Origin of the sequence: Vibrio sp. 1CM23M (assembly GCF_023161755.1) — a bacterium.
Lineage (GTDB): Bacteria > Pseudomonadota > Gammaproteobacteria > Enterobacterales > Vibrionaceae > Vibrio > Vibrio coralliirubri.
In genome coordinates this window covers 677,520-701,124 of the sequence record NZ_JALNTR010000001.1, presented here as the reverse complement: position 1 = coordinate 701,124, position 23,605 = coordinate 677,520, and the positions used below count along the sequence as shown (strand labels likewise).

Sequence of the window (23,605 nt, the reverse complement as noted above, 5' to 3'; positions counted from 1 at the left end):
CATTTCCCAGCGCAGTTATGTGAACTGTGATCTGTCATTTTGCAATGAATTAGTCGGCCTATGTCGGCTAATTTTTTATAAAGGAAAAGAAGCGAATGGTAACCATGCTTGATGTCGCGAACCGCGCAGGCGTATCTAAATCGACCGTTTCTCGTGTCTTAAATGGCAAGAACATCGTGCGCCCAGATGTGGTGAAAAAGGTATTTGATGCGATTCAAGAAACAGGTTATCGACCGAACTTGTTGGCTCAGCAATTGGCGACCAAGAAGACCAATTTCATCGGCTTTGTAATCACCAATGAGTTGTTCAATGGCCCTTACTTCTCTTCCTTGATGTATCACGCGGCTTCTTATAGCGAAAAGTCGAATCACCAGCTGGTGATCACCGATGGTAAACACAGCGCAAAAGACGAAAGAAAGGCGATCAACTTCCTGCTGGATATGAAGTGCGCGGGCATCATCATCTATCCGCAATGCTTAACCGAAAGCGAGATTGCAAAGATCATCGAAAGCACTGACACACCGATTTTAGTGCTCAACCGAGAAATGCCGTCGAAGCCTAATCATGCCATTACCACCGACCACTATCAGAGCGCTTGTTTGATGGTTGAACACATCATCGAGCAAGGCCATACAGACATTGCAGTGATTCGAGGAAAAGCCGGCTCTTCGACTGATGAGCAGCGTTACCAAGCCTATCAAGATGTGTTAACCAAGCAAGGTATTGCACTAGATGAAACCAAAGTCGTTCAAGGTGATTGGACAATGGGGAGCGGTTACCACGCGGCTCAAGCTTTAGTGGAGAATAAAGCAAGCTTCACTGCGATCTTGTCTGAAAACGATGACATGGCGATTGGCGCGATTAAGGCGTTAACTGAACTAGGGTACTCATTGCCTCAAGATGTTTCTATCGTTGGTTTTGATAACAGTAAAGTAGGGGCGTTTTTAACGCCAAGCTTAACGTCTGTCAGTGTGCCATTAGAGCAAATGACGCAAAAGGCGATCCTGCAAATTGTCGGTGAAACAGAGCAAGCGACCACCATCAATACCACTGGCAGTTTGGTGTTACGTGATTCGATAGCGAAGCTAAATTAGCACCGTTCGAATTTCATATTTCACCTACAAAAAGTGACGAGCTGCGCATCTCTTCAACCAAGCGTAAACACTCCTTATTCACTGTTATTTAGATGTGCGATATTGCGTTTTTGGGTCGATGAATTGACCTGCATTAGTTAAGTAATGTGAAACTAGCTAAGTAATATAAAAATAGCTAAGTGATGTGAGAACAGGTAAGTAACGTGAAAACAGAAAAACAAAAAATGCTAGCAGGCGAACCTTATCAGGCTTGGGATAAAGAGCTTTATTCAGCTCGTATCGAATGTCGTAAGGTGCTTCAAAAACTCAATAACAGTATTCCAGACACACCCGAATGGGAAGCGGCAACGCAAGAGCTCATTCCGGGCTGTGAAAATGCACACTTAGAGCCGCCGTTCCGTTGTGATTACGGCTCGAACATCAAGCTGGGCAAGAACTTCTACGCTAACTTTAACTGTGTGATTTTGGATGTGGCTGAAGTGACTATTGGTGACAATGTGCTGCTTGGCCCGAACGTTCAAATCCTGACCGCAGGTCACCCACTCGATGTGAAAGGCCGTGTAGAAGAAGGCGTTGAGTTTGGCACACCGATCAACGTCGGCAACAATGTTTGGCTTGGCGGCGGTGTAATCATCTGCCCGGGTGTAACCATTGGAGAAAACAGCGTTATTGGCGCAGGCAGTGTGGTAACTAAAGACATCCCAGCCAATGTGGTTGCAGTCGGTAATCCATGTAAAGTGCTGAAAGCGATCGATAACGAGTAAACTCGTCGATACTTGAGAAATGATTTAATTGTTTTGACTCAGGTGTTAAGAGTATTTCAATGACAGCTGTTTAGATGTTTCAGAAAAAATACTCCTAAGCCATTGATGGCTTGGGTCATTGTTTCTTGATGCATGCCAGAACATTGAAATACTCAACCAATCAGGTAAGAAATCGCATTGCAATGTTTTTAGGTTGAAATAACGAAAGTACTTATCTAAAAGAGTGCTTGGAAATATGCCGATATAGTCGTTTTGTTCAATAATCGGCAACATTTCCGTGATGCTGTTCGAGTGCCATGCAATGTCTCGTTTTCTTAATAACCTTTCTGCTGTTAGCCCTTTATTCAGCAAATAGCTTTGCACCTGACCGGGTACCGTATGTGTGACGTGCCTTTCATTTAAAAACTCTGTTGCTGTAATACTCGACCCAGTTAATCGAGGGTGTCCTTTGCGGCAAATAACATTGAGCTGGTTTTTGACGATCACTTCTGAACATAGTTGTGGGTATTGGCCATAATCAACGTCTAAGGTGATATCGAACCTTTTTCTCAACATACTTACTGTCTCTGATTGGCTTACATGTGCTTCTGCTTTGATGCTTGCCAAGGGAGCTGCTTGACCAATAAGCTTTGATGCGACAGGTAGGATGCTTAAACCGAATACACTTAGCGCAGAGACGACAAACTCTCGCTCACAATGTTTTGGGTCAAAGGTACGATAATAAGGCGTAGTGAGTTTGATGTCTTCGACCGCAGAGGCTAGCGTCGGATAGATACTGATTGCCAACTGAGTAGGTGTTATTCCATGGCTTTCTCGGAGAAATAAGGGGTCATCAAATAGAGCCTTAAGTCGAATCGCACTTTGGCTTATTGCAGATTGACTGACGCCAAGCCTTTTTGCAGCGCGGCTAAAACTGCGCTCTTCCATAATCGCAACGAAAGTTGGAATAAGGCTAAAGTCTGAATATTTCATTGGTCATCGTGTAGTCGGCATATTGATTGTTCAACTTATACCGACTGTTGTGCTAAAAATCACCATTAATAGAGGTGGAATGAGACTTTATAGGCTTTCTTTAATGTTCATTTATCCCGAATGATTTCATTCGATGCTATATCCCTGTTCATCGCCTTAAATTGAGCTCTGTACTAGGTTTCTTCCTCGGTGCTTGGCTTGATACAAAAGTTCATCAGCAGAAATGATGGCCTCTTCAATTGATTGACCTGTTGATAAGTCCACAAGCCCTAATGAAGCTGAAATGCCTCCGTTGACTTGATTGTGCAACTGCTGATCGCTTGATATTTTAGCGCGAATACGGTCGGCGAGTTTTACGATATCAGATTGCTTCTCTGTTTTAATGATCACAATAAATTCATCACCTCCGATCCGATAGCACTCATCGTGTCTTCTAACACTCTCTAACAATATTTCACTCACTCGAACCAAAACACAGTCGCCTATGTGATGGCCATATTTATCATTGATCATCTTAAAATGGTCGAGGTCTATGGCGATAACGCCGACACAGCGAGCTTGTTCATGTTGTTGGGTTTGTTCGATACGCGAACTTGCAGTTTCAAGGTAAAGCCGGTTTTTAAGCCCTGTAAGCGTATCTGATTGTAGTGCTTGCGCTGTTCTGTCTTGATAGCGAGAAAACGCCTGCATTAATACATAGAACAACCCCAACAACAGAATGATCTCAATGAGATTTTGCAATGAGACAATGATCTCAACAACGGAGGAGGTCATGTTGTCGAACACCAATAAGTTCGCGTTTAGTTGGGGGAGAGGTACTGTGATCAAATGAAAATATCGATTGTCGTCTGAGCCGAGCCTAAAGAACAGTAAGTTCCCGAGGTGTGTCTCGGTAAAGTGGAGGGTTGTATCAGCATTTACTTGACCGGATCTAATGAGGTTGTTGGTGAACGTGATTTTCGCGGGCTCACCAGAAGGCATGAAGACTTCTTTTTTCTCATTCTCAATCATTATGATGGTGTTCCACCCAGAATTAATTTTCGGGAAGTAGGGCATTAAGTCAAAGTGGGTTTCAAAATAATTGGGTGGTTTTATGCTACCTGCGATTAGATGTACTTGAGAGTGTGCTTGGTCATAATCTAAACCCCAAAGTGTATGTTTATGTTTGATTGCGTTGATAAATGTAGACGACTCAGGGTTTAAACCAAAGCGACGCGCGACGATTTGAATATCGCTACCACTGAAAGGAGATGAAGATGAATGAAGTACCCCTTCCAAGCTATTAATATCGACGTGGCCAAGTGAAGGCGATAACGTAGCCCCTAATATTTCTAACGTTCGGGATATATTATCTTGGACAAGAAACTGGATGAGCTGAGTTCTATGTTGTTGGTCTTTTTCAACAAACCCAATCAGCTTTCTAATATCACCAATGTGCAAACATAAGATACTCAGTGCAGCACAGGCTATCATCCAGTGGCGTTGTTTGATGATGAATTTCAATATATTCATATGGTTCACCCTTGTCTCGAAAACTCAAAGCCCGTGAGTATCCCCTGCTCATTCAGTAAATGGGGTCTATGGCTTTTACTTGTATCTGTAGCTCTTCTTTGTAGTGTCCTGCTCGCGATAGGTTTGTATTTCCAGTGATTTTTAAGTCAAAAGGGATATTGTGTTTTCCCCTTGAATAACGCTTTATCGGAAGCATTTGATGCGTTGGTGATATTTCAGTCCCGTCAACGATAAGCTTGTACTCAATCGTCCATTTTGGATTCTGAGAATTAACCAACTGTCGATATTTGGGTTTTACCCATAGCTCGGTGCGTGAATTTGAACTGATTACAAAGTCGGTTTGATAGCGCTTGCTGTTTGATAGAACACCCAAAGCCCAGCGATACCCTGATGTTGTTTTATGAAAATTGTTACCTTTGCCAGACCAATCCAAAGAGACAAATGACTTAACTTTGTAGTTTGCGTTTGCTGAGAGTGTCACGGTCTGGTCGTTTTTGAACTGCAATTTGACGAGAAATGGCACCGCATACTTGGCCGCATAATTAATTTTTGCTTTGGGATCGACTAATGAGAAGCGAACCGGACGATTCTGCTGAGAGCTAAGTAAATATTCACGCTCTTTGGGGTCATAGGACAGCATAGTTTGATTCTGATTAATGAAGTGAATATGTGAAGATTTTGGGCGGTCTAACACCTTTAAACGTACAGATTTCAGTGCACATTGTTCAGTTTTAGAACGAAGTTTTTTCAACTCAAATCGGATGCTGGCATAGCCGGATTTATCAAATTCGAGCGGGGTGTTGCTCGATTGGGTTATATCCCAGACGCCTGCACAATTCGTGGCAAAGGCCATTGAGGGGTATGCAATAGCTGACGCAAGTAGATATGACGTCAGTAGCCATTGCACTGTCCTCATCAAGAGTTTTCTATTCATGACTCGCTCCTTGTATGAGTTGAATCTCTGGAAGACGAATTAAATTGTCCTCTGATTCCGGGATGTTCATGTGTCCTTTAATCTCTGAGTTCATGGGTTGAATTTTGTAGCGTCCACTGCGGATCCCTTCTACAACGAATCGTCCACCTTTATTGGTGAAGAATGGGATGGAATCGCCTGTATCGCTGATAAAGTAACCCTGAGTTAGTGACAACGGTTTTCCATCGCTTAAGCTCAATCTTCCGATCACGGTTTTGGATGCGTCTGAGCCAACAGTGAAAATGTGACTGGTGTATGCGCCAGGAGTAACGTTGTAGAAGTAATTACCGATGTCGTAGCCAATCGGTGCATCCGGTGCATCCACCGTGAAGCTTTGAGATAGATGAGCGGTAGAAAGGCTTATTGCATTGTTGAGTCCATTTGAAGAGATGGCTTCGGCGTTATCGTCTTCATCGCTGTTTATCAATACTTTTGAGTCTAAGGTGTCATGAACTTGCACGACCGCAGCTGCACCGTATATCGGGCGTGACCAAGATAAGGTGCCGTCGCTGATTGTGAATGCGGTACTTGGTCTAAAAGAGGTGACGACGGTGTCTTCAGATTCGGTTGAGTTATAGTAGGTGACATCACCGTCGTAGCGAACTCGGTTACTGACGTAATCACCACGCAGTTGATATTGGCCTTGGTCAGATTCCACATCTGCAGATAACGCATAACCATATTGACCAACTTGGTTTTTACTAGGCTTACTAAAGCTTGCACGTCCGATCTCAGTATCACTTGCGTATCCTGCATCTGCGGTATATTGACCGTCATCAGAACTCCATGTCCAATCAATAGATACGGTGCCTTCAGTATTTGAAACTCCCTCATTTGGGTCTTCTTCATGAGTAATACCTAAACCAATCACAACATTGGAGTAAGACCAAGATGTTGAAGCCTCTGCACTCCACTCAGCTTCGTAGCCACTCTCTTTATCTAGGTTGTATGAAAGGGACAAGTAAATATCGTCGGTAATACCTAAGGTATAGCTGACCGCTGCTGAGTGGCCTGTAGTGCCTTCTTCTGTCCAAGGCTGATAGGAGTAGGAATCATAAGACTCAAGGGCGATACGTAAATTGGGGGCGCTGTAGTTGTTTTGATCCCAGAGCGAAGCGGCATAATCGATACTCGCAATATAGCCAGTTTCATCGTATTCGCTGGATTGGCTGCCCGAGAGTCGAAAGCCAATATTACCGATTGAAGTCCCAAGCGTAGAGATTCCCCCCAGTACGAATCCGTCTTTATGGTAAAAGCCGTTTAGTCCTAGAGTTAAGTATTCGGTTAAGCCATAGTCATAAAAAGCACTGGTGATTAGGTTATCGGTATCGTACTTATAGTTACTGTCTTCTATTTCTGAAGGAGCGCCTAAATACATACCAAAGTCTGATATTCCTTCTTTAAGCAACTTCGAATTGTAGAACACGCTGTAGAGGATGGAATCTCGTCTTCCTGATTGATATTCAATATCTAAACGAACGTCGTTACTACCTGAAGAGAGCGGTAAGTTGTCGAGTAGGTAGCGGCCCGGCGGAAGACGAAATTCTGTTACGTAAGAATCGTTGATGTAGAGTTCGATGTCGGCTGATTCTTCAAGAACTAATGCCTGAGTACCGCCTACCTGAATACTGCGATTAGGTTGTAATGCTGAGTAATTACGTTCAAAACCGATTCCACCAAATTGTTGGCTAGGTAGGTGGCCTGAAGTGCTGTTGACCTGATCGCCAAATGTTACTCGGTAAGGAACTTCTGCACGGTCAATAAAGGCCGATATATCACCACGATAAAAACTTTGGTCCTCATCGGTGCCGCCATCAAAATACCCTGAAAGTTTATAATTCACCCCCCGAGCTCCGGCAAAGTTCCCTGTAGAGATCCACTCTACATTCCACTTTTGTTCTCCACTTTGAGTCTTGACCCCTCGTGTATCCGATACGCCAAAGTTAAAGTTATTGATGTTAGTAAAAAAGGCTGACGTAGAATAAATAGGCGAAGAGTAAGGGGAGCTGAAACTCAAAGCTTGTTCTTTTCGTACATCTTGAACAAAAGACAACGAGATAGACATGTCGGACGATGAGAAGGAGAGTAATATTCCCCACTCTTTAAGTATTTCAACTGAAATAAAAGTGTCTTTGTACGAAGACAAGTTACCTGACACTTCGCTCGTAAGCGCTGATGCAATCAGTTTATGTAGTTGTTCTGTATTAACTTTAGAGATAGTTTTGCCATCAGAAAAGGCATCAACATCGCCCACTGTTGAGCCCAAATAGTTGATTGGAAATGGGAATAACCAATCCGCGGAATAGGCGTAAGGTTGGGTTAGCAAACATAGAGAGACGCACAGAAGAACTGTGTAGTATCGGCTCATGTTTACCTCCCAATAAAGCTCGTGTAGAAGCCGGTGGTTCAGTGCTAATCATTTTTTTTAATGGTGATACCAGTGACTTTTTTGAACTCGTTTGGAATAGGGTAATAGGCGGTGGCGCCAGGCATTAAGTAACCACTTGTCTTAGTGTCTATTTGGCTCCAAGGAAGGTCTTTTTTCTCGCCATTCATTTGAAGTTCGAATACTGAATGAAGCAAGTTCACTAAGACTTGGCTGGTGTTTTCTACCACTATGTTCCTGTCTTTAATCGAGGGCTTCATAGTCGGCTTTATTGAGTTAGGAGATACAAAAGCTAAGGTCGAAAAACTAAGAAGTGTTTTTATTTTACTGTCACTATCTTCAGGCCCTTCAACTTCTAGTTCGTTGAATTCGATTCGGTACAGTTTGGTCATTGTGAGAGCATCGCTAGGGATATAGCGCACCCGAATTTTTTGAGAACTTTGTGGATCTACCATTATTTGAGGAGGCAAAATGAGAAAACTATCCTCATTAAGCGTTAGCACCTCACCGGTTTCATCGTAACTTACGTCATACACCACAACTTCAATTGGAAGTGAACGGTCTTGAGGATTATTGATCGTATAGCTTGAGAGAGCCTTTCCTCCAAATTCGTTCATTTCTTGATACATGGGGGTAATTTCGTAGCTGAAAGCGGCGGTGTGGAAGAGTAGCAGACTGATAAATAAAGTAATGTTTTTCATAAAACCCTTCCTTGGTAAAATGAGCCCACATTTGCGGGCTCTAATTTATGAGCTAAAAGCCACACATGCGATGGCAAGTTTTCGCTTGGAGTTTCACATACACTGTAGAGCGATAATTACCGGCTCTTGCTAGAGCTGCACCCTCTGTAGTAATACTAAGAGGAACTTCTGCAATTCTTGCTTGTTGGTGTTCGCCACTCCATTTAACTTGGAAGTTACCTGTCGTATTACCAAACAAACCATCACTTGCTTCGCTTGTATCGAAAATGTCAGTTTGATTTGCTTGTAGCGTGTAATCGATACGTTCTTTACCAATGGCCATGCCAAAACGAGTCATTTTGAAAGGTGTGGCAGTCATATCGACTTCCATTGATTTTCCGTAGTTACACCACGCGCGAAGCTTTGCAATTGGCTTACTAGCTGTTAACCCTGAGACCAAATTTTTGCTTTCTGCCAACATGTCAGTTAGGTGGATATCGCCATTCACAAACTCTCCGGTTTGTGCTGACTTTAAGTTGAGTACACAACGTTGTGGAATCGTGCCTTCCATGCGAATGTGTGCTCCATCAGTGTTACTTGCATTGCTGAGTAGGGTGTTAGTTGCTCCACCAAACTGGACGACATTTGCCTCTAATTTAGCTCCGCCAGAACCACCATGTGCAAAGCTATTTACGCTAAACATCACACCTGCTACTGCTACTGCTATCATTAACTTTTTCATAATTATTCCCTCATTACCTGTGTTATTACCGACAACAACTAGATAATAATTTGCCGTTAAGATATGTGCCTCGCAAAGGTGGGTGATATATTTAATAAACAAGTATGAAAAGAGTGCTAATTTTAAACAGTTAATTCATGTGCTTTTGCAAATAATTCGTACCGTGAGTGAACATCTAACTTAGACATCACATTGTAAGCGTGAGTCTTTACAGTATTTATGCTCACATTAGTGTCTCTTGCTATTTGAATGTTCGAAAATCCTTGTAACATTAACTCAAAAACGCGCCTTTCTTTTTTCGTCAAAGAAAATTTACTCGTAACTTTTTCTGTTATAGATATTGGTGTTTTTTGTGTGTCATTAATGCATAGATCAATAATGAAACTTTCCATCACATGACGTGGGAACCATAATTCACCATCTTGAATAGACTTAATGGCTTTAGGCAGAAATTCAAAGTGATTGGTTTCAATTTGACCAAAGAATCCAAGCTGTAAATAGTCATAACAACTTGAACTAGTAATGTTGATCGCAATCCATTTGTCCTTCCTATTTACGATAGATAAACCACATTTGTTTGGCATGGGGATGGTTTGCCTATCGTAAATGACGATGCCTCTATAGCTAACATTAAGTTCAGAAAAGGATTCAAGAGCTTGAAACTGACTCAATGGGAATGCAAATTTCAAAATGTCTTGTATAACCCTAGATAAAACTATATCTCTAGTAATTAAACATATATATGGAGATGGAAGGTGGTGTGACATAAGTACCCTACCTTGTTGCGTTTTTCGACGGAATTATGTGTAAACTAAGCGCGCTGATTTATTCATCAACCACTGGCCTTGTCCAAAGCGTGATATCAGCTGATTTTGATTTTTACATTGAGTTTTGTGAAGAATGCTTTTGATTTGGGTTCTGACTGTTTCTTTGGATACATTGCGTATTTGCGCTACTTCTGAACCAGTTAACCCTTTGATTATTAGTTCTAAAACAACAAGCTCCGATTTTGTAAGAATCGGGGGCAGGATTGTGGTTGTAGGTTCGGCGTAGCGGTTCCAATGCAACAACATTGTATGGTGAGCTATCCAAGAATTTGCCCAAGCGATAGTGATGTCACAGATGAGCTCAAGTTGGCGGAATTCTTCTGGATTCAGTGCATTTATGCTGTGGAGAACAATGACTATCTCATAATTGTAAGAGAGTTCATCAGTGATTGAATAGTGATTTAGAGCATGGGTAATGATCGACAGCTCTTGATGATCAAAGATTCGATTTTCAATTATGGTGTCTTGGCTATGGAATAATTGACCTTTCTTATCCATTGAGAGTAAAGATAGGTAAGAGTCAAGCTTCTCTGTGACTCGCTTTGAAATAGAGATTCTATCATTAACACTTTTTATATACTTGAAAACAGGTTTTTTGTTTTTTGACATGATAACTAAAGTGGCATGTTCAATCCCAATTTCTATGAGCCCATCTTTAATTTCCTCTTCTAATTCAGAAGGGGATTTATTAAAACCATGATCTAATGGAATTGTGTTTTCTGATATCTGCATCTCTCATTCCTTAAGCTTGCATCAAGCGGATATTTTCATATTGTCGTATGTTTTCCACTATCTTATCTAGATATTAGTCACCTATTGATGTCTTTATCATCACCCAATTGGGTGAAAACTAAATAATATGACCTTGATTTCGCAAGGTATTATTGTTAATTAATTAGTATTGATCTAAATCAAAGTTAATGAGTAAGTTATTAAAAAGAAAATTAAATAACTAATTGATATTAAAAAAATACATTTGATAGTATCCATACTAATTATTTCTGAAGCAATGTTGATTCGCTTATATCAGGTATTAGTGGTGAACTTATCAGTAAGGTGATTTTCAATAAAGAAAAATGGCGAATAGATAGTCTATTCGCCATTTTATTTATTGAGTGACCAACTAGATGTTTTGGATAGGAGAGCCCACTTGTTGACCTCTCTTGTCTAACGCACCACTGAATCGAGTCAGAACAAGAGCGATCAAAACGATCACAGCACCTACCCAAGGGGTGTTCATTAATCCAGATTTCGCGACAATCAAACCACCGCCCCATGAGCCTAATGCGATACCGACGTTGAAGGCTGCAATGTTCAACCCAGAAGCGACATCGACTGCGTCTGGTGTGTATTTCTCAGCCAGTTTCACAACATACACTTGTAGCCCCGGAACGTTACCGAATGCGAACGCACCCCAAACCAAAATGGTAGCAACAGCTGCGTAAGGGTTTACAGCGGTAAAGTTGAATACCACCAGTACCGCGGCTAAACCAGAGAAGATAACGGTCAGTGCTTTAATCGGGCCCATCTTGTCGGCCATTTTACCGCCCCAGATGTTACCTACCGCCACTGACACACCGTAAACCAACATGATGAGACTGATAGAGCTCGAATCAAACCCTGATACGTTTTCCAGTATCGGAGCAAGGAACGTAAACGCTGTGAATGTACCGCCATAACCTAGTGCTGTGATAGCGTAAACCAACAGTAAGCGTGGTTGAGTTAGAACCTTTAGCTGTGCCGAAATCTTCGCCGCAGGTGGTTGCTTAAGGTTGCTTGGAACCAAGATAGCGCTACCGATAAGAGCAATAAGACCAAGCAGAGCCACGATCAAGAAGGTTGCTTGCCAGCCAAAGGTTTGGCCGATGTAAGTGCCCAGTGGTACGCCTGTTACCAATGCAACCGTTAAACCCGTAAACATGATCGCAATGGCGCTGGCTGCTTTATCTTTTGAAACCAAACCTGTCGCGATGGTCGATCCAATCGAGAAGAACACACCATGGGCAAGGCCAGTCAAAATTCGTGCGGCGATGAGCGTGTTATAGCCTGGAGCTTGCCATGCCAATAAGTTACCAATGACAAACAATGCCATCACGGTCAGCAACACCGATTTACGATTCCATTTGCCGGTTAATGCAGTTAATACTGGTGCGCCAATAGCAACGCCAAGCGCGTATAAACTGACTAATAAACCTGCTGATGGCAGAGATACATTCAAGTCGCTCGCCATGGTAGGAATCAAGCCTACGATGACAAATTCTGTGGTTCCGATGGCAAAGGCGCTGAGCGTCAATGCAAGTAATGCTAATGGCATAATCATCTCTCTTATTGTTCTTTGTTAAATACCGAGCGCGATAAAATGGGGCAGCTTGTGACTGCAATAGGAGCGCTTCGTTTGATGGCGAGGATTATCTAGCAATATATATTTGTGATAAATGACCTAATTAACAAATAACCTTTGTTAAATTTGCAATAATTGAAGGGTTAACCGATCATTGGATTAAGCTGATGAGCACAAGCGAAATGACATTAAACAAAATGAAGATAGCGAAGGAGCCTTATGTTAACCCGTTCAGATGATTTAGAAATGGTACTCACCGTTGTCGATGCTGGTGGTTTTTCTGCGGCGGCAGAGGCGCTGGATGTGCAGGTCGCCAAGGTATCTCGTTCGGTGAGTAAGGTTGAGTCGCAACTCGGCGTTTCAATATTCAACCGAACAACGAGACGCGTGGAATTGACGGAGGAAGGGCGGCAGTTTGTCGATTCAGTCAGGGTGGGATTACAGATGATTCAGAGCGCGGAAGAAGAAATCGTGTCGCGCGGTGAGTTGCCAAAAGGTCGTTTAAGAGTCGATGCCGCCAGTCCATTCGTATTCCATCAGCTAGTGCCTTTGGTGCAGTCATTCAAAGAGGCTTACCCAGACATTGAGTTGGAACTCACTTCCAACGAAGGCTTCGTTGATCTTCTGGAAAAGAGAACTGATGTTGCGATTCGAATCGGTAAGTTGTCCGACTCAACACTGCACGCACGCCCGTTAGGAAAAAGTTTACTCCATATTGTGGCGTCACCTGATTATCTCGCTAAGCGTGGGCTGCCCACCAAACCTGAAGATTTGAGTTCACATCAAATTGTGGGTTTTGCAGGGAACAAAGTGCTTAACCATTGGCCTTTACCAAACCAAAGTTATGTCGCGCCTACCGTGACAGCCAGTAATGGTGAAACCGTGCGTCAACTGGCATTAGCTGGAAATGGGATTGCTTGTTTATCGGGTTTTATGGTGCAGGAAGATATGGCTGCGGGTCGCCTAATCCCTATTCTGGAACAAGATAAACTTGCCAATACAGAGCGAGAGCGAGTGAATGCGGTTTATTACAAGTCGTCCTCTGTCTCTAAACGTATCTCGGCGTTTATCGATTTTATACAGCCCCGTTTGAGCTTGTAGGGAAGCATGAAACACTCTTTAGCAGCACACAGCCAAACCGTTATTTGAATCGTTTGAGAACGGGTATTCGTATCAATGTTTAGAGAGCACATATTGTTGTATTGAGATTCGATCAGTGGATGTGATCTCAATAGCGTTTACTGACTCTCACTGATTAAAATCACCGCTTTTCGGACATTTGTCCTATTGACGAAGCTTATCAGTTTTTAGCATGCGCATATTGAAATTGAGTAGGTAATCGAAGATGGGTATAGATACTTTTTCACCTCAAGGCTGTCATGTTATGGCAAAGCCTTCGGGTTCTAAATGCAACATTGATTGCAGCTACTGTTTTTATCTTGAAAAAGAAAAACTCTATCCTGAATCTGCCAGTTCAGCGACCTCTTGGAAGATGGATGATGCCACGTTGGAGCGTTATGTTATTCAACATATTGAAGCGCAATCGTCCAATGAGGTGACTTTTGCTTGGCAAGGCGGTGAACCTACGTTGCTTGGCTTGGCCTTTTTTGAAAAAGCCGTCGCTTTGCAAAACAAATACGGTTTGGGTAAAACCATCATTAATACCCTGCAAACGAACGGCTTATTGCTTGATGAGTCGTGGTGTCAGTTCTTCAAATCTCACCAATTCTTAATTGGCATCTCGATTGATGGTCCTCAACATCTGCATGATGCCTATCGTAAAACACGCTCAGGGAAACCTACTCACCACAAAGTTGAAGCGGCGATCAATCTGCTCAAATCCTTTGGTGTTGAGTTTAATACACTAACCGTTATCAGCGATGTGAATGCCAAATCTCCGTTAGAGGTGTATCACTACCTTAAGGGGATCGGAAGTGCGCACATGCAGTTTATTCCGTTGGTGGAACGTGAAGCGCAGCAGCAAACGGAAGATGGCTTAACCCTGTTACATCCTGGGCGGTCGGAAGCGGTAGCTCTTTGTGATTGGAGTGTGGGTTCAGAACATTACGGCTTGTTTATGGCTGCAATTTTTAGAGAGTGGGTACGGCAAGATGTTGGAAAGGTGTGGGTACAGCTATTTGAGAATACCTTTGCAATGACATGTGGCCAGCCAGCACAATTATGTGTGTTTTCCGAAACGTGTGGCAGTGCCTTTGCGATGGAAAACAATGGCGATATTTACGCCTGTGACCATTATGTCTTTCCAGAATTTAAGCTTGGGAATATCCATACCACTACCATCAAAGAGATAAACGAAAGCCACGCGAACCAAGAATTTGGTCAAGATAAAAAGCAATCACTTTCTCAAGATTGTTTGCGTTGTGAATATCGTGCGGTGTGCAATGGCGGCTGCCCTAAACATCGTTTTTCTTTCTCCTCTTCGGGTAAGCCTGATCAAAACTACCTTTGTCATGGCTATAAAACGTTTTTCTCGTATTCAGCGCCTTACATTGATCTTATGAAGAAGCTCTATCAAGCCGGGCATCCTCCTGCTGCCATCATGCAAATCATCAAAAACAAAGAATCCCAATAACTCATCCCCTGAATATTCATGGAGTCGAACATGAAAAAATTTCCGCTTAGTGCGGTTTCAAAAGCGTTCGCGCTTGCGGCAATGACCTGCTCAGGCAGTGTTATCGCTGAAGAAGTCAAACAACCCCAACAACCGAATATTGTGGTCATCATGGCCGATGATCTTGGTGATTGGGCGACAAGTCACCATAACAAATACGTTGAAACACCCAATCTAGAATACCTTTCAGAAACCGGTGTTCGTTTCGATAATGGTATGACGCCAGCACCTGTGAGCTCTGCTGCCCGAGCTTCATTCCATACTGGTAAAATGCCCTCTCAGCATGGTGTGTATGATTTCTTAGCGGAAGACCCTAAGTTTGATGCCGGTTGGTTAGATGGTGAGAAATTGCTGTCGGAACGTTTACAAGATGAAGGGTATCGCACTGCATTAATTGGTAAATGGCACGCCACGACTGATAGTAAAGATCCGATTCGCGGTTTTGATCGTTGGTTGAGTTACGACGCGTTAGAAGCGGGTTGGAAAAACCAATACCTCCATTCTGGAACTGTATTGTTCTCGCGAGATGGTGAGAATGAAGAACACACCGGTATTCAAGCGCAGTTCTTAACCAAGGAGACCATTAAGTTCATTGATGAGCCAAGTGATAAGCCTTTCTTTGTTAGCCTTAACTATGTTGAGCCGCATTTCCCCTTTGAAGGTTTACCAGAACGATTGGTAGAGAAATACCGCGATATTGCCCATAAAGTGGTGTCTTACGGTGGGAATTCAGTACTAGAACATATGAGTGCTTATACCTTGGTGCCGTCTGATCATGAAGAGAAGCTGGCGCAGTATCTGGCTGCAGTGACTTTACTGGATGAACAAGTCGGCCAGTTGATCGATGGTTTAGAGGGACGTGGTTTGATGGATAATACCGTGATCGCTTTTGTTTCTGATCATGGCTTGTTGATGGGGCAATATGGCTTATACGGTAAGATCAACGCCAGCTTCCCATACAATTTCTATGAAGAGACGATTCGCGTGCCTTTCATCATCAAAGGCCCTGAAGGCATGGTGCGTCAGAAACAAGTGCGTGGTGAGTTTGTTGATATCTTAGATCTGCATACCACCATCATGGAGCTCGCCAGCAATGGTAAAGGTTATGATATGAGCTATGGCCCAGGCAAGTCTTTGTTACCTATGATGAAGGGTGAGCGCGTTCGTGATTGGCGTCAGTACCAATTCTCAGAGCGTGGTAATGCACGAATGATCACTAACGGGCATTGGAAGTTGGTGCGTTACTATAATAAGAACAATGAGCCGATCGACCATTGGTATGATTTGAGTAACCCAATGGGTGAGGCGTATATCGCAGAGCCACCACGTCAAGCGGTTCAGGATACTATGACAAAAGCGTTGGATGAATTTTTTGCTCAGTACTCCAGTGATGAATACTCAGGTTTGAACATGTGGAAGATGGCTTACCCTAATTTCACTACTGAGAAAATCATTGAACATGAGCTGTGGAACTAACTCATAGTTTCTTCAAGCTTAGTCTTAATGATTGTCGATAATCAAAATAAACGGTGGCCTATGGGTCACCGTTTTACGTTTGTGGGAGCGTTGGAATAAGTGAATAAATTACTAAGTATTAGAATGAAGTTATTGCTTTTCGGACTCTTTCAAACGAGTCGCTTCGAGTTTGTCTAGATTGATGATTCGAATACTTTTTCTTGTAACGGAAATCGCGCCGCTGTCATTCAATTGCTTTAAAATTCGATTGTAAACGCGCAGGCTTGTGCCTAGTCGTTCACACTCTAAGCTTTTGTTTACGATGTAATCTTTATCTGGATTCAGGCTGTGAAACTGCAACAAGTCATCAATTACACAATAGGTGATTGAGTGGAGAATATTACGCGACATTCTCTCGACCGATAAATACCATTTGGAGGTGAGGTGTTTAAAAGTCTGTGCTGCCAATATAGGGGTTTGACAGATTAGCTCGGCAAACATCGCCCCATTCATAATGAATCCTTCACAATCAGATTCTGCTTTCACTGAGTAGAAGCAGGGTTTCCCTGAAAACAACTCCATAAGCCCAAGAAAACCATTGTGGTTGAATGTTCCTACCTGATATCGACGACCGTAACGTGAACTGCGAGACAACGAAATAGCTCCCCCAGTAATGAAGATGATGTCGTTTATCTCTTGCCCCTGTTGAAATATAGGATCGCCTTTCTTAATTGTATGCTTACGAAAGGACAAGGCTTCTCCGTTTTCAGATAAGAAGTCGAGGATATGTGATGTATAGTAAATATCATCTTCAGTGACCAGCATAAAGTGATTAGCTCGGAGCCTATTTTCAGAGGGGATAAGAGACCATTGTATAAGAAAAACGGTAAAACAAAAGTAACTAAAAAGCCCCACAGTAAAGACTGTAGGGCTGGATATTTGGAGGCTCGTAGCTAGCTTTCATTCACACTTAAGCGATCTTAGTCATCTCGTTAAGTGTAAATGACGTAACACTACCTTCGGTTGCTGCCATGTATTCAGCAAGGTGGGTATTACCCATGTGTGTTTGCCAAAGTTCACATGATGTCCAGTTTTCGTAGAAAGTGAAATGTGCTGGATTTTCATTGTCTTGATGAAGGTCGTAGTTGATACAGCCTTCTTCAGCGCGAGTAATATCAATCAGCTTTAGCAGCTCTGCTTTAACCAATTCAATTTTGTCTTCGTTAGCGACGATGTTTGCGACGATAGTTAGCTGAGTCATGTTCGTACCTATATTATTTTTCACCGAAATGGTGATTTGTCTGTGTATACAGCGCCACTCTTTGTTCATTGAGCTGCAGTCTGTGTCGATGGATAAATAATAGTAGGAATATTTGAAACGATAAACAGTGCTACATTTGAATTATTGTCAAAAAATAATTGATAATAGCTTGGGTATTATGTGCTACTCGGCGTAGGTGAGGAGTGTTAGAAGCCGCCCGCCCACGCATCAAAATCGTCAATGTTGTCGAGCTCTTCTTTAGTTCTTGGGGCTGGGTAATAAGGCAGAGCCAATCTTTGAGCGGAAGGTTGCAGTTCCCAATCGGGCGTAATCTTGAGTCGGGTTAACTCATCGTTGAGGCGCACAAACATATAGTAGCCATCGGCATGGGTATTGGCGTAACTCGCGATAGTTGCGATATCACCGGAAGGTAATTTTACGTCTCGACCCAGTGGATAGAGTTGGTGCAATGCGAAACTCACTTTGGGATCTTTAAGTTTGCCTTGCTTAAAGCGTTCTAATCCGATGGCGGTTGAAGTGGTGCGCGGCTTCCAGCCTGTGAGGAACAATCCACTCAGGTTATCTTGGAATGGCTTGCCCTTTCTACTGCCTTCATTGGTAATGAATTGAACCGTCAGCGTGTCTCCAGATTCTTGCAGAATTTCTAAAAACTGTTCACCAGTGCGATCGACCAAAAGCTTCATAATATCCAGCTACCATCAAGAATGAGAGACGATAAAGGGTACTACTTTAGGGGAGGCTTGTGTAGAGACGGTAAAGCTTACGTCGCGTGAACAATGTTTTCGGTGTTGATCCTTTCATGCCCTTAGAGCAACAACAGCTTTAACGCTTACGCAAGTAATGAGTTTGCACTATCTCATCAAGGTACGTCGTGACGCCTTTCAACGTAAAATCGACCGGAGACACTAAGTCACCAAATAACGGGGACCCACCACCAAGCACGACAGGAATGGTCGAGATGATCAGCTCATCAATCAGGTCTTCTTTCAGGAAGTTTTGAATGGTGATGCCGCCATCGATGTACAAGTTCTTTAGGCCTTTGTTATTCAAATCCGCGACAATCTGTTTAAGATCTCCCTTCATCAAAAATACTTTACCTTCAAGCTCTTGAGGTACTTCATTCAAAGTGTTGCTCAGTACATAGACTGGCTTGCTGTAAGGCCAATCAATGCCAAAGCTCAGCACCATGTCCATTGTATTACGTCCCATGACCAGCGCATCGATACGATCGGTATGAGCGTTGTAACCCATGTCATCACCGTCTGGGTTTGGAATCGCTTGCAGCCAATCTAAGCCGCCTTGTTTGTCTGCAATGTAACCGTCAAGACTGGTTGCGATGAATACAATATTTGACATTTTTAACTCCGATATCGATGAGAAACTTGGCATCTACACGGTAATAAATTAAAATATTCTACAGTGTAGAAATAAAGTTTAAGAGGTGACGGTATGACTGTCAAGGATCAGAAACGAGGTCGACCAAAGAGTGGATCAAGCCAACTCAGCGCACAGAGAATTCTCACTATTGCCAAAAGCATGATGCGAGAGAGTGGCAAAGTGCCAAGCATTCGAGGGTTGGCGACGGAACTCGGGGTCGATGCGATGGCCATATACCATTACTTCAAAAACAAAAACGATCTGCTTGAGGCAATCACGGTTTCTTTGATTGAAGAAGTTGCGCAGCCAGAGCTGATCCAAGACTGGCGAGATAACCTTTATCGGCTCAGTGTGAGTTACTTGTCGATGCTCAACGAATATAGAGGCTTGTTAGAGACCTTATTGACCATGAAATCCCTCGGGCCGATGGAGGTATTTAGTGAACGTTTTGAAGCGGTGTTGAGCCCGTTAGCGTTAACGGAAGAGCAAACAAAAAATGCGTTGGACTTGCTGGTGGATTATTTACACGGCTACGCTTTGGCGTTGAACTGCAACCCAGACCGAACAGAGCTCACCATTGAAATGGTCGAAAAGCCGCTGAGTTTATACTGTTTGGCGCTCACTCAACTTAAGTGATCTGTAGGCAATTTACTGACCTTTAAATTTATACTGGATAATTACCTATAAATTTCAGGCTTTAGCAGTAATAATCAATGAATAGATCGGAACAGCTTGTTCATTGAAAAGCTGTCCGGAAAGTTTCTAAAGACGCCATCGTGAAAAGGAAGTCAGATACATGCCTGTGCTCCAACGCATCAGTTTAACGTTAATCTTAATCGCCGTTTTAGGTGGGTGTTCTTCACTTCCTGAAGGCATCGATCATCCAACAGAACCGCCAACCTCTCCTGCACCTAGCGCTTTATCAGTTCTAACCAATGAATTTCAGCCTGAAGCTTTAGAGCAAGGCACCACTGCGGTTCGTCTGCAAGAGTCGGGTTGGGATGCCTTGGCACAGCGATTAGCGTTGGTCGAAAGTGCCGAGCACACCATCGACATTCAATACTACATCTGGAACTCTGACGAATCGGGCAGTTACTTAGCCAGCCGTTTATTAGCAGCGGCCGAGCGCGGTGTGAAGGTGCGCGTAATGCTGGATGATATCAACCTCAACGAACGTGAAGGTTTATTATCGGCACTCGATGCGCACCCTAATGTCGAGATTCGTATCTTCAACCCAACACCAACACGTCGCGGTTTTAGTAAATGGCTGAGCTTTGTCGGTGACTTTTCTCGTTTAAATCGCCGTATGCACAATAAGTCGTTTACCGTAGATGGCACTTTGTCTGTGGTGGGCGGCCGTAATATTGGTGATGAATATTTTGACCTTTCTGATGAAATTAATTTCCGAGACCGCGATGTATTAGTCATGGGCTCGGTAGTTAACACCATCCAAACCAGTTTTGTTGAATACTGGAACAGCCGTTGGTCTTACCCTGTCGATATGCTGGGTGATGACGAACAACCTGATATCTCGAAGATCGATAATATTGTCGTTCCGCATTATCAAAATTACCCTGAATTACCATTAGATCGCAAGGCTGCTGATAGCTTACTGAAAGAGGTGATTGGTGAGATGACTTGGGTGAATGCGCGTTTTGTTTACGATCAACCCGTCCCTGATGATTCAGACAATACCGATGAACCGAAAGCGACCGCGATTCTTCTAGGGAAATTAGCGAGCGAATCGAAACAAGAGATCTTATTGGAATCCGCTTACCTTGTATTCGATGATGGTCAGCTTGAAGAGTGGCAGGTATTGAACAACAAGGGCGTTGAGATAAAAGCGCTAACGAACTCTATGGCCTCTAATGATCTGGTGACTAATCACTCCGCTTATGCGGGCAGACGTTACGACATGTTGGAGCATGGCATCGACCTGTTTGAGCTAAAACCAGAATCCAAGCTGTGTGAAGCATCGACTCAAGACGTGTCTAAATGTGCGCCTGAGACGGCCTATGGCTTGCACGCTAAATCAGTCGTATTTGACCGCAGCATCGCGAGCATCGGCTCATTTAACTTCAACTTGCGCTCTACCTATCTCAATACTGAATCGGTTTTGATCATCGAGAATAAAGAGATTGCTGAAACGTTAGCAAAAACTATTGAACAAGCAATGAGTGACGATAATAGCTGGCGCTTGGAACTTGAAGACGGCGATGTGTATTGGTATTCAGGTGAGCAAAGTTGGGACAGCGAACCTGAAACGGGTAAGTGGGAACGAATGCAGTCAGGCTTCTTACAATTGCTACCGATTGAGAAATATCTGTAAGCTAGCCGCCTCCGGATAAATAAAAATGTCAGCGCATAATACGCTGACATTTTTGTTTGTACTGCTGTTTGTTGCAAGCTCTTAACGGCTTAACGGCTTAACGGCTTAACGGCTTAACGGCTTAACGCTTGGTCAGCTGCTTGCTGTTTAAGTAAGGCAGGATATGCGGGCGAGATTCGCCAGACAGTTTTTGCGTGATCTGCTGTGACCAACTGCTCTGCTTTTGATTGCTTGAACGGCTTGCGTAGTAGCTCTGCATTGAATCATCGTAGCTGGCAATTTCATCTAGGCTCAGCGGTTGGTATTGGTTTTCGTGCATCACCACATGAGCAGGAAGGCGAGGCTTAACCTCTGGTTGTTGTGCCGAGTGACCTAAGCACATTCCGAACAACACGGCGGTATGTTGTGGCAGTGCTAACAGTTCATCGACTTGTTGTGCGCTGTTACGCAGCCCGCCAATGTACACGCCACCCAAACCTAGAGACTCAGCAGCCAGCATGCAGTTTTGCGCCATGATGCCAGAATCGACAGCGCCAATCAGGGTCAGTTCAGTAAAGTCGGTTTTCACTTCAGGGTTAATTTGAGCGTGGCGTTGATAGTCGATACAGAACACCAAAAACTCAGCCGCGTTCTCAACGTAAGCTTGGTTGCCTGCGTATTCGGCTAGCAACTTGCGCTTCTCTGTGTCTGTCACTCTCACGATAGAAACAGCCTGCAGTAAGCTCGATGATGAAGCCGCGAGACCAGCCTGAATAATCACATCAAGTTGTGCTTTTTCAATCGGTTGATTTGTATATTGACGAATGGAGCGGTGCCCCAGAATAGTTTCAATCGTGCTGTTCATAACTCTCAGACAGTCCTTGTGATGATAGCGTAGAGAATCACAATAACGACAATTACCATGAGCGTAAAGGGCGTTAGAACCTTTCTGGTTGGCAGAATGATATTCATGAATTTAAAAGGATTGCTGTCACAGCCAATCCTTTTTTGTACGGTTTCTTGCTAGAAGCTAGAAGCTAGAAGCTAGAAGCTAGAAGCTAGAAGCTAGAAGCTAGAAGCTAGAAGCTAGAATGGAACGCTCAAGAGTTCGCTTTAATGGCGAAGAGACAAAGTGATGAAGTGAACTCTGTTGGTCGAATAGCTGCCAGAAGGCTGAAATAGTCCTGAGTCAGCATTAATTTCACCATGGCCTAGATCTTGATATTGGTAGCTCAACCCTAGATGTAAGTCATTGGATATCTTCTTCTCAGCGCCGAATCCGATACGCCACTGTTTATCGAGCGGGAGTAACACATCTCTGTTTTGACTGCTCAAAGGGCTCGTGTCACCGCTCAGTCCGCTGTACAGCAACCAATCCTCATATGCGTATTCCACACCGACCCCAAGAGAGTAAGTGGTTGAGTATTTGTCATCATAATCTTGCCAAGTCTCCATGTTGGAGCTGAGTAGAAGGTTTAAGTCTTCATTTAATGAATGCTTCAACCCTAAGTTTAAGCTTCGAACCCACGTCAGTTCAGAGCTAATTCCAAAAGCGTTGGCGTTATCAAGGGAAAGGTCGTGATCAAATTGGCCCTGATAACTGACACCCAATTGTGTGTTGTCACTGATGTGGTGATTGAGACTCAGGCCGAATCCTAGGTCGAGGCTATCTCCTTGGAGTTCTCGACCGTTCAAAGCTTGAGTTTCAAGAGCTGCGTGCTGCAATATCAAAGAACCACCAAGAGACAGTTGTTCACTAACTTGATACGACAATGACGACGTTAAGTTGAGTGCCGAAATGCTATTTTCTTTGATCAATAAAGCAGGGTGCGCGCCAACGCCGTGTGAGTATTCAACGCCAGTGCCGCCAGCTGCGTGCAATGCTGCGCCAACGACCCATTGATCGTTGAGTCTTGATGCGTAAGACAAATGAGGGAGAACATCGGCGCTGCTTCCCGTGGTCGAAGCCGAGTTATCGTCACGGACAAAAGTGGTTTCAACATCGAGGTATTGAACGCCGAGAATCCAAGCGCTTTCTTCAATAGCCGATAACCCCGCAGCATTGGTGATCACGGCGGATGCATCGTTCGCGGTGACGTTCCCTGCGCCTGCCGTGCCGACGCTTTTAGTGGTCGCAATCTGAGATAGATTTAACCCTCCCGCGTGAGCAAGAGAGCTGACTATCCCTGTTACTAACAGAGACAGTGTGATGAAAGGTGTTTTCAAGAATAGAACCTTATTTTCAGTGTATGAGTTATGT

Annotated in this window: 22 protein-coding genes; 7 read left to right on the top strand and 15 right to left on the bottom strand. The window is 43.5% G+C overall.

Annotated features, from left to right (window positions below; translation table 11 throughout):
* Window positions 1–95 precede the first annotated feature (95 nt).
* Entirely contained in the window at window positions 96–1,094 is a 999-nt protein-coding gene (locus MSG35_RS02890) for a LacI family DNA-binding transcriptional regulator (RefSeq protein WP_248382744.1), read from the top strand.
* A 203-nt stretch (window positions 1,095–1,297) separates the two neighbouring features.
* Entirely contained in the window at window positions 1,298–1,858 is a 561-nt protein-coding gene (locus MSG35_RS02885) for a sugar O-acetyltransferase (RefSeq protein ID WP_108100351.1), read from the top strand.
* Between the two features lie 45 nt (window positions 1,859–1,903).
* Here the strand turns inward: MSG35_RS02885 and MSG35_RS02880 are convergent, their stop codons facing one another.
* From MSG35_RS02880 to MSG35_RS02840, 9 genes are all read right to left on the bottom strand, one after another.
* A complete protein-coding gene (locus MSG35_RS02880; protein ID WP_248382743.1) occupies window positions 1,904–2,830 on the bottom strand; it encodes a LysR family transcriptional regulator in 927 nt (308 codons plus the stop codon).
* A 156-nt stretch (window positions 2,831–2,986) separates the two neighbouring features.
* The gene (locus MSG35_RS02875) at window positions 2,987–4,342 is read right to left on the bottom strand and encodes a GGDEF domain-containing protein (protein WP_248382742.1); all 1,356 of its coding nucleotides are present in this window, start codon (window positions 4,340–4,342) and stop codon (window positions 2,987–2,989) included.
* Window positions 4,343–4,394: 52 nt separating this feature from the next.
* On the bottom strand, window positions 4,395–5,276 hold the full coding sequence (locus MSG35_RS02870) for a hypothetical protein (RefSeq protein ID WP_248382741.1): 882 nt from the start codon (window positions 5,274–5,276) through the stop codon (window positions 4,395–4,397).
* Window positions 5,269–7,683, bottom strand: a complete 2,415-nt coding sequence (locus MSG35_RS02865; RefSeq protein ID WP_248382740.1) for a pilus assembly protein PapC — start codon at window positions 7,681–7,683, stop codon at window positions 5,269–5,271. The genes MSG35_RS02870 and MSG35_RS02865 overlap by 8 nt, the downstream gene beginning before the upstream one ends.
* A gap of 44 nt (window positions 7,684–7,727) precedes the next feature.
* Window positions 7,728–8,402, bottom strand: coding sequence for a fimbria/pilus periplasmic chaperone (locus tag MSG35_RS02860; protein WP_048609919.1), 675 nt, complete (start codon window positions 8,400–8,402; stop codon window positions 7,728–7,730).
* A gap of 52 nt (window positions 8,403–8,454) precedes the next feature.
* Window positions 8,455–9,123, bottom strand: coding sequence for a hypothetical protein (locus MSG35_RS02855; RefSeq protein ID WP_248382739.1), 669 nt, complete (start codon window positions 9,121–9,123; stop codon window positions 8,455–8,457).
* Window positions 9,124–9,245: 122 nt separating this feature from the next.
* The gene (locus MSG35_RS02850) at window positions 9,246–9,890 is read right to left on the bottom strand and encodes a response regulator transcription factor (RefSeq protein WP_248382738.1); all 645 of its coding nucleotides are present in this window, start codon (window positions 9,888–9,890) and stop codon (window positions 9,246–9,248) included.
* Between the two features lie 33 nt (window positions 9,891–9,923).
* Window positions 9,924–10,682 (bottom strand): helix-turn-helix transcriptional regulator, encoded by a 759-nt coding sequence (locus MSG35_RS02845; RefSeq protein ID WP_048609916.1) that lies wholly within the window; start codon window positions 10,680–10,682, stop codon window positions 9,924–9,926.
* Window positions 10,683–11,073: 391 nt separating this feature from the next.
* Entirely contained in the window at window positions 11,074–12,264 is a 1,191-nt protein-coding gene (locus MSG35_RS02840; RefSeq protein ID WP_048609915.1) for an MFS transporter, read from the bottom strand.
* 246 nt (window positions 12,265–12,510) lie between these two features.
* On the opposite strand from MSG35_RS02840, the gene MSG35_RS02835 reads away from it, so the two are divergent.
* The 3 genes from MSG35_RS02835 (at window position 12,511) to MSG35_RS02825 (ending at window position 16,399) form a co-directional block, all read left to right on the top strand.
* On the top strand, window positions 12,511–13,392 hold the full coding sequence (locus MSG35_RS02835; protein WP_248382737.1) for a LysR family transcriptional regulator: 882 nt from the start codon (window positions 12,511–12,513) through the stop codon (window positions 13,390–13,392).
* Between the two features lie 244 nt (window positions 13,393–13,636).
* Window positions 13,637–14,884 (top strand): anaerobic sulfatase maturase, encoded by a 1,248-nt coding sequence (locus MSG35_RS02830; protein WP_248382736.1) that lies wholly within the window; start codon window positions 13,637–13,639, stop codon window positions 14,882–14,884.
* Window positions 14,885–14,914: 30 nt separating this feature from the next.
* Complete coding sequence (locus MSG35_RS02825) at window positions 14,915–16,399, top strand: sulfatase-like hydrolase/transferase (RefSeq protein WP_248382735.1); 1,485 nt, start codon at window positions 14,915–14,917, stop codon at window positions 16,397–16,399.
* A 129-nt stretch (window positions 16,400–16,528) separates the two neighbouring features.
* Here the strand turns inward: MSG35_RS02825 and MSG35_RS02820 are convergent, their stop codons facing one another.
* The 4 genes from MSG35_RS02820 to MSG35_RS02805 all read right to left on the bottom strand — a co-directional run bounded on the left by MSG35_RS02820 (window position 16,529) and on the right by MSG35_RS02805 (window position 19,049).
* Window positions 16,529–17,203, bottom strand: coding sequence for a Crp/Fnr family transcriptional regulator (locus MSG35_RS02820; RefSeq protein ID WP_081229259.1), 675 nt, complete (start codon window positions 17,201–17,203; stop codon window positions 16,529–16,531).
* 145 nt (window positions 17,204–17,348) lie between these two features.
* Window positions 17,349–17,639, bottom strand: coding sequence for a putative quinol monooxygenase (locus MSG35_RS02815; protein ID WP_248382734.1), 291 nt, complete (start codon window positions 17,637–17,639; stop codon window positions 17,349–17,351).
* A 206-nt stretch (window positions 17,640–17,845) separates the two neighbouring features.
* Entirely contained in the window at window positions 17,846–18,343 is a 498-nt protein-coding gene (locus MSG35_RS02810; RefSeq protein ID WP_248382733.1) for a hypothetical protein, read from the bottom strand.
* A gap of 139 nt (window positions 18,344–18,482) precedes the next feature.
* Window positions 18,483–19,049, bottom strand: coding sequence for a dihydrofolate reductase family protein (locus MSG35_RS02805; RefSeq protein WP_248382732.1), 567 nt, complete (start codon window positions 19,047–19,049; stop codon window positions 18,483–18,485).
* Window positions 19,050–19,109: 60 nt separating this feature from the next.
* Between MSG35_RS02805 and MSG35_RS02800 the strand changes: the two genes are divergently transcribed.
* Both MSG35_RS02800 and MSG35_RS02795 read left to right on the top strand, forming a co-directional pair.
* Complete coding sequence (locus MSG35_RS02800) at window positions 19,110–19,673, top strand: TetR/AcrR family transcriptional regulator (protein WP_054542625.1); 564 nt, start codon at window positions 19,110–19,112, stop codon at window positions 19,671–19,673.
* 160 nt (window positions 19,674–19,833) lie between these two features.
* Window positions 19,834–21,366, top strand: coding sequence for a phospholipase D family protein (locus tag MSG35_RS02795; protein WP_248382731.1), 1,533 nt, complete (start codon window positions 19,834–19,836; stop codon window positions 21,364–21,366).
* A 121-nt stretch (window positions 21,367–21,487) separates the two neighbouring features.
* Here MSG35_RS02795 and nfsA read toward each other — a convergent pair whose 3' ends face one another.
* Window positions 21,488–22,210 (bottom strand): oxygen-insensitive NADPH nitroreductase, encoded by a 723-nt coding sequence (gene nfsA / locus MSG35_RS02790; protein WP_248382730.1) that lies wholly within the window; start codon window positions 22,208–22,210, stop codon window positions 21,488–21,490.
* 248 nt (window positions 22,211–22,458) lie between these two features.
* Window positions 22,459–23,571: an outer membrane protein transport protein gene (locus tag MSG35_RS02785; RefSeq protein WP_248382729.1), complete on the bottom strand. Its 1,113-nt coding sequence runs from the start codon at window positions 23,569–23,571 to the stop codon at window positions 22,459–22,461.
* Between the last annotated feature and the right edge of the window lie 34 nt (window positions 23,572–23,605).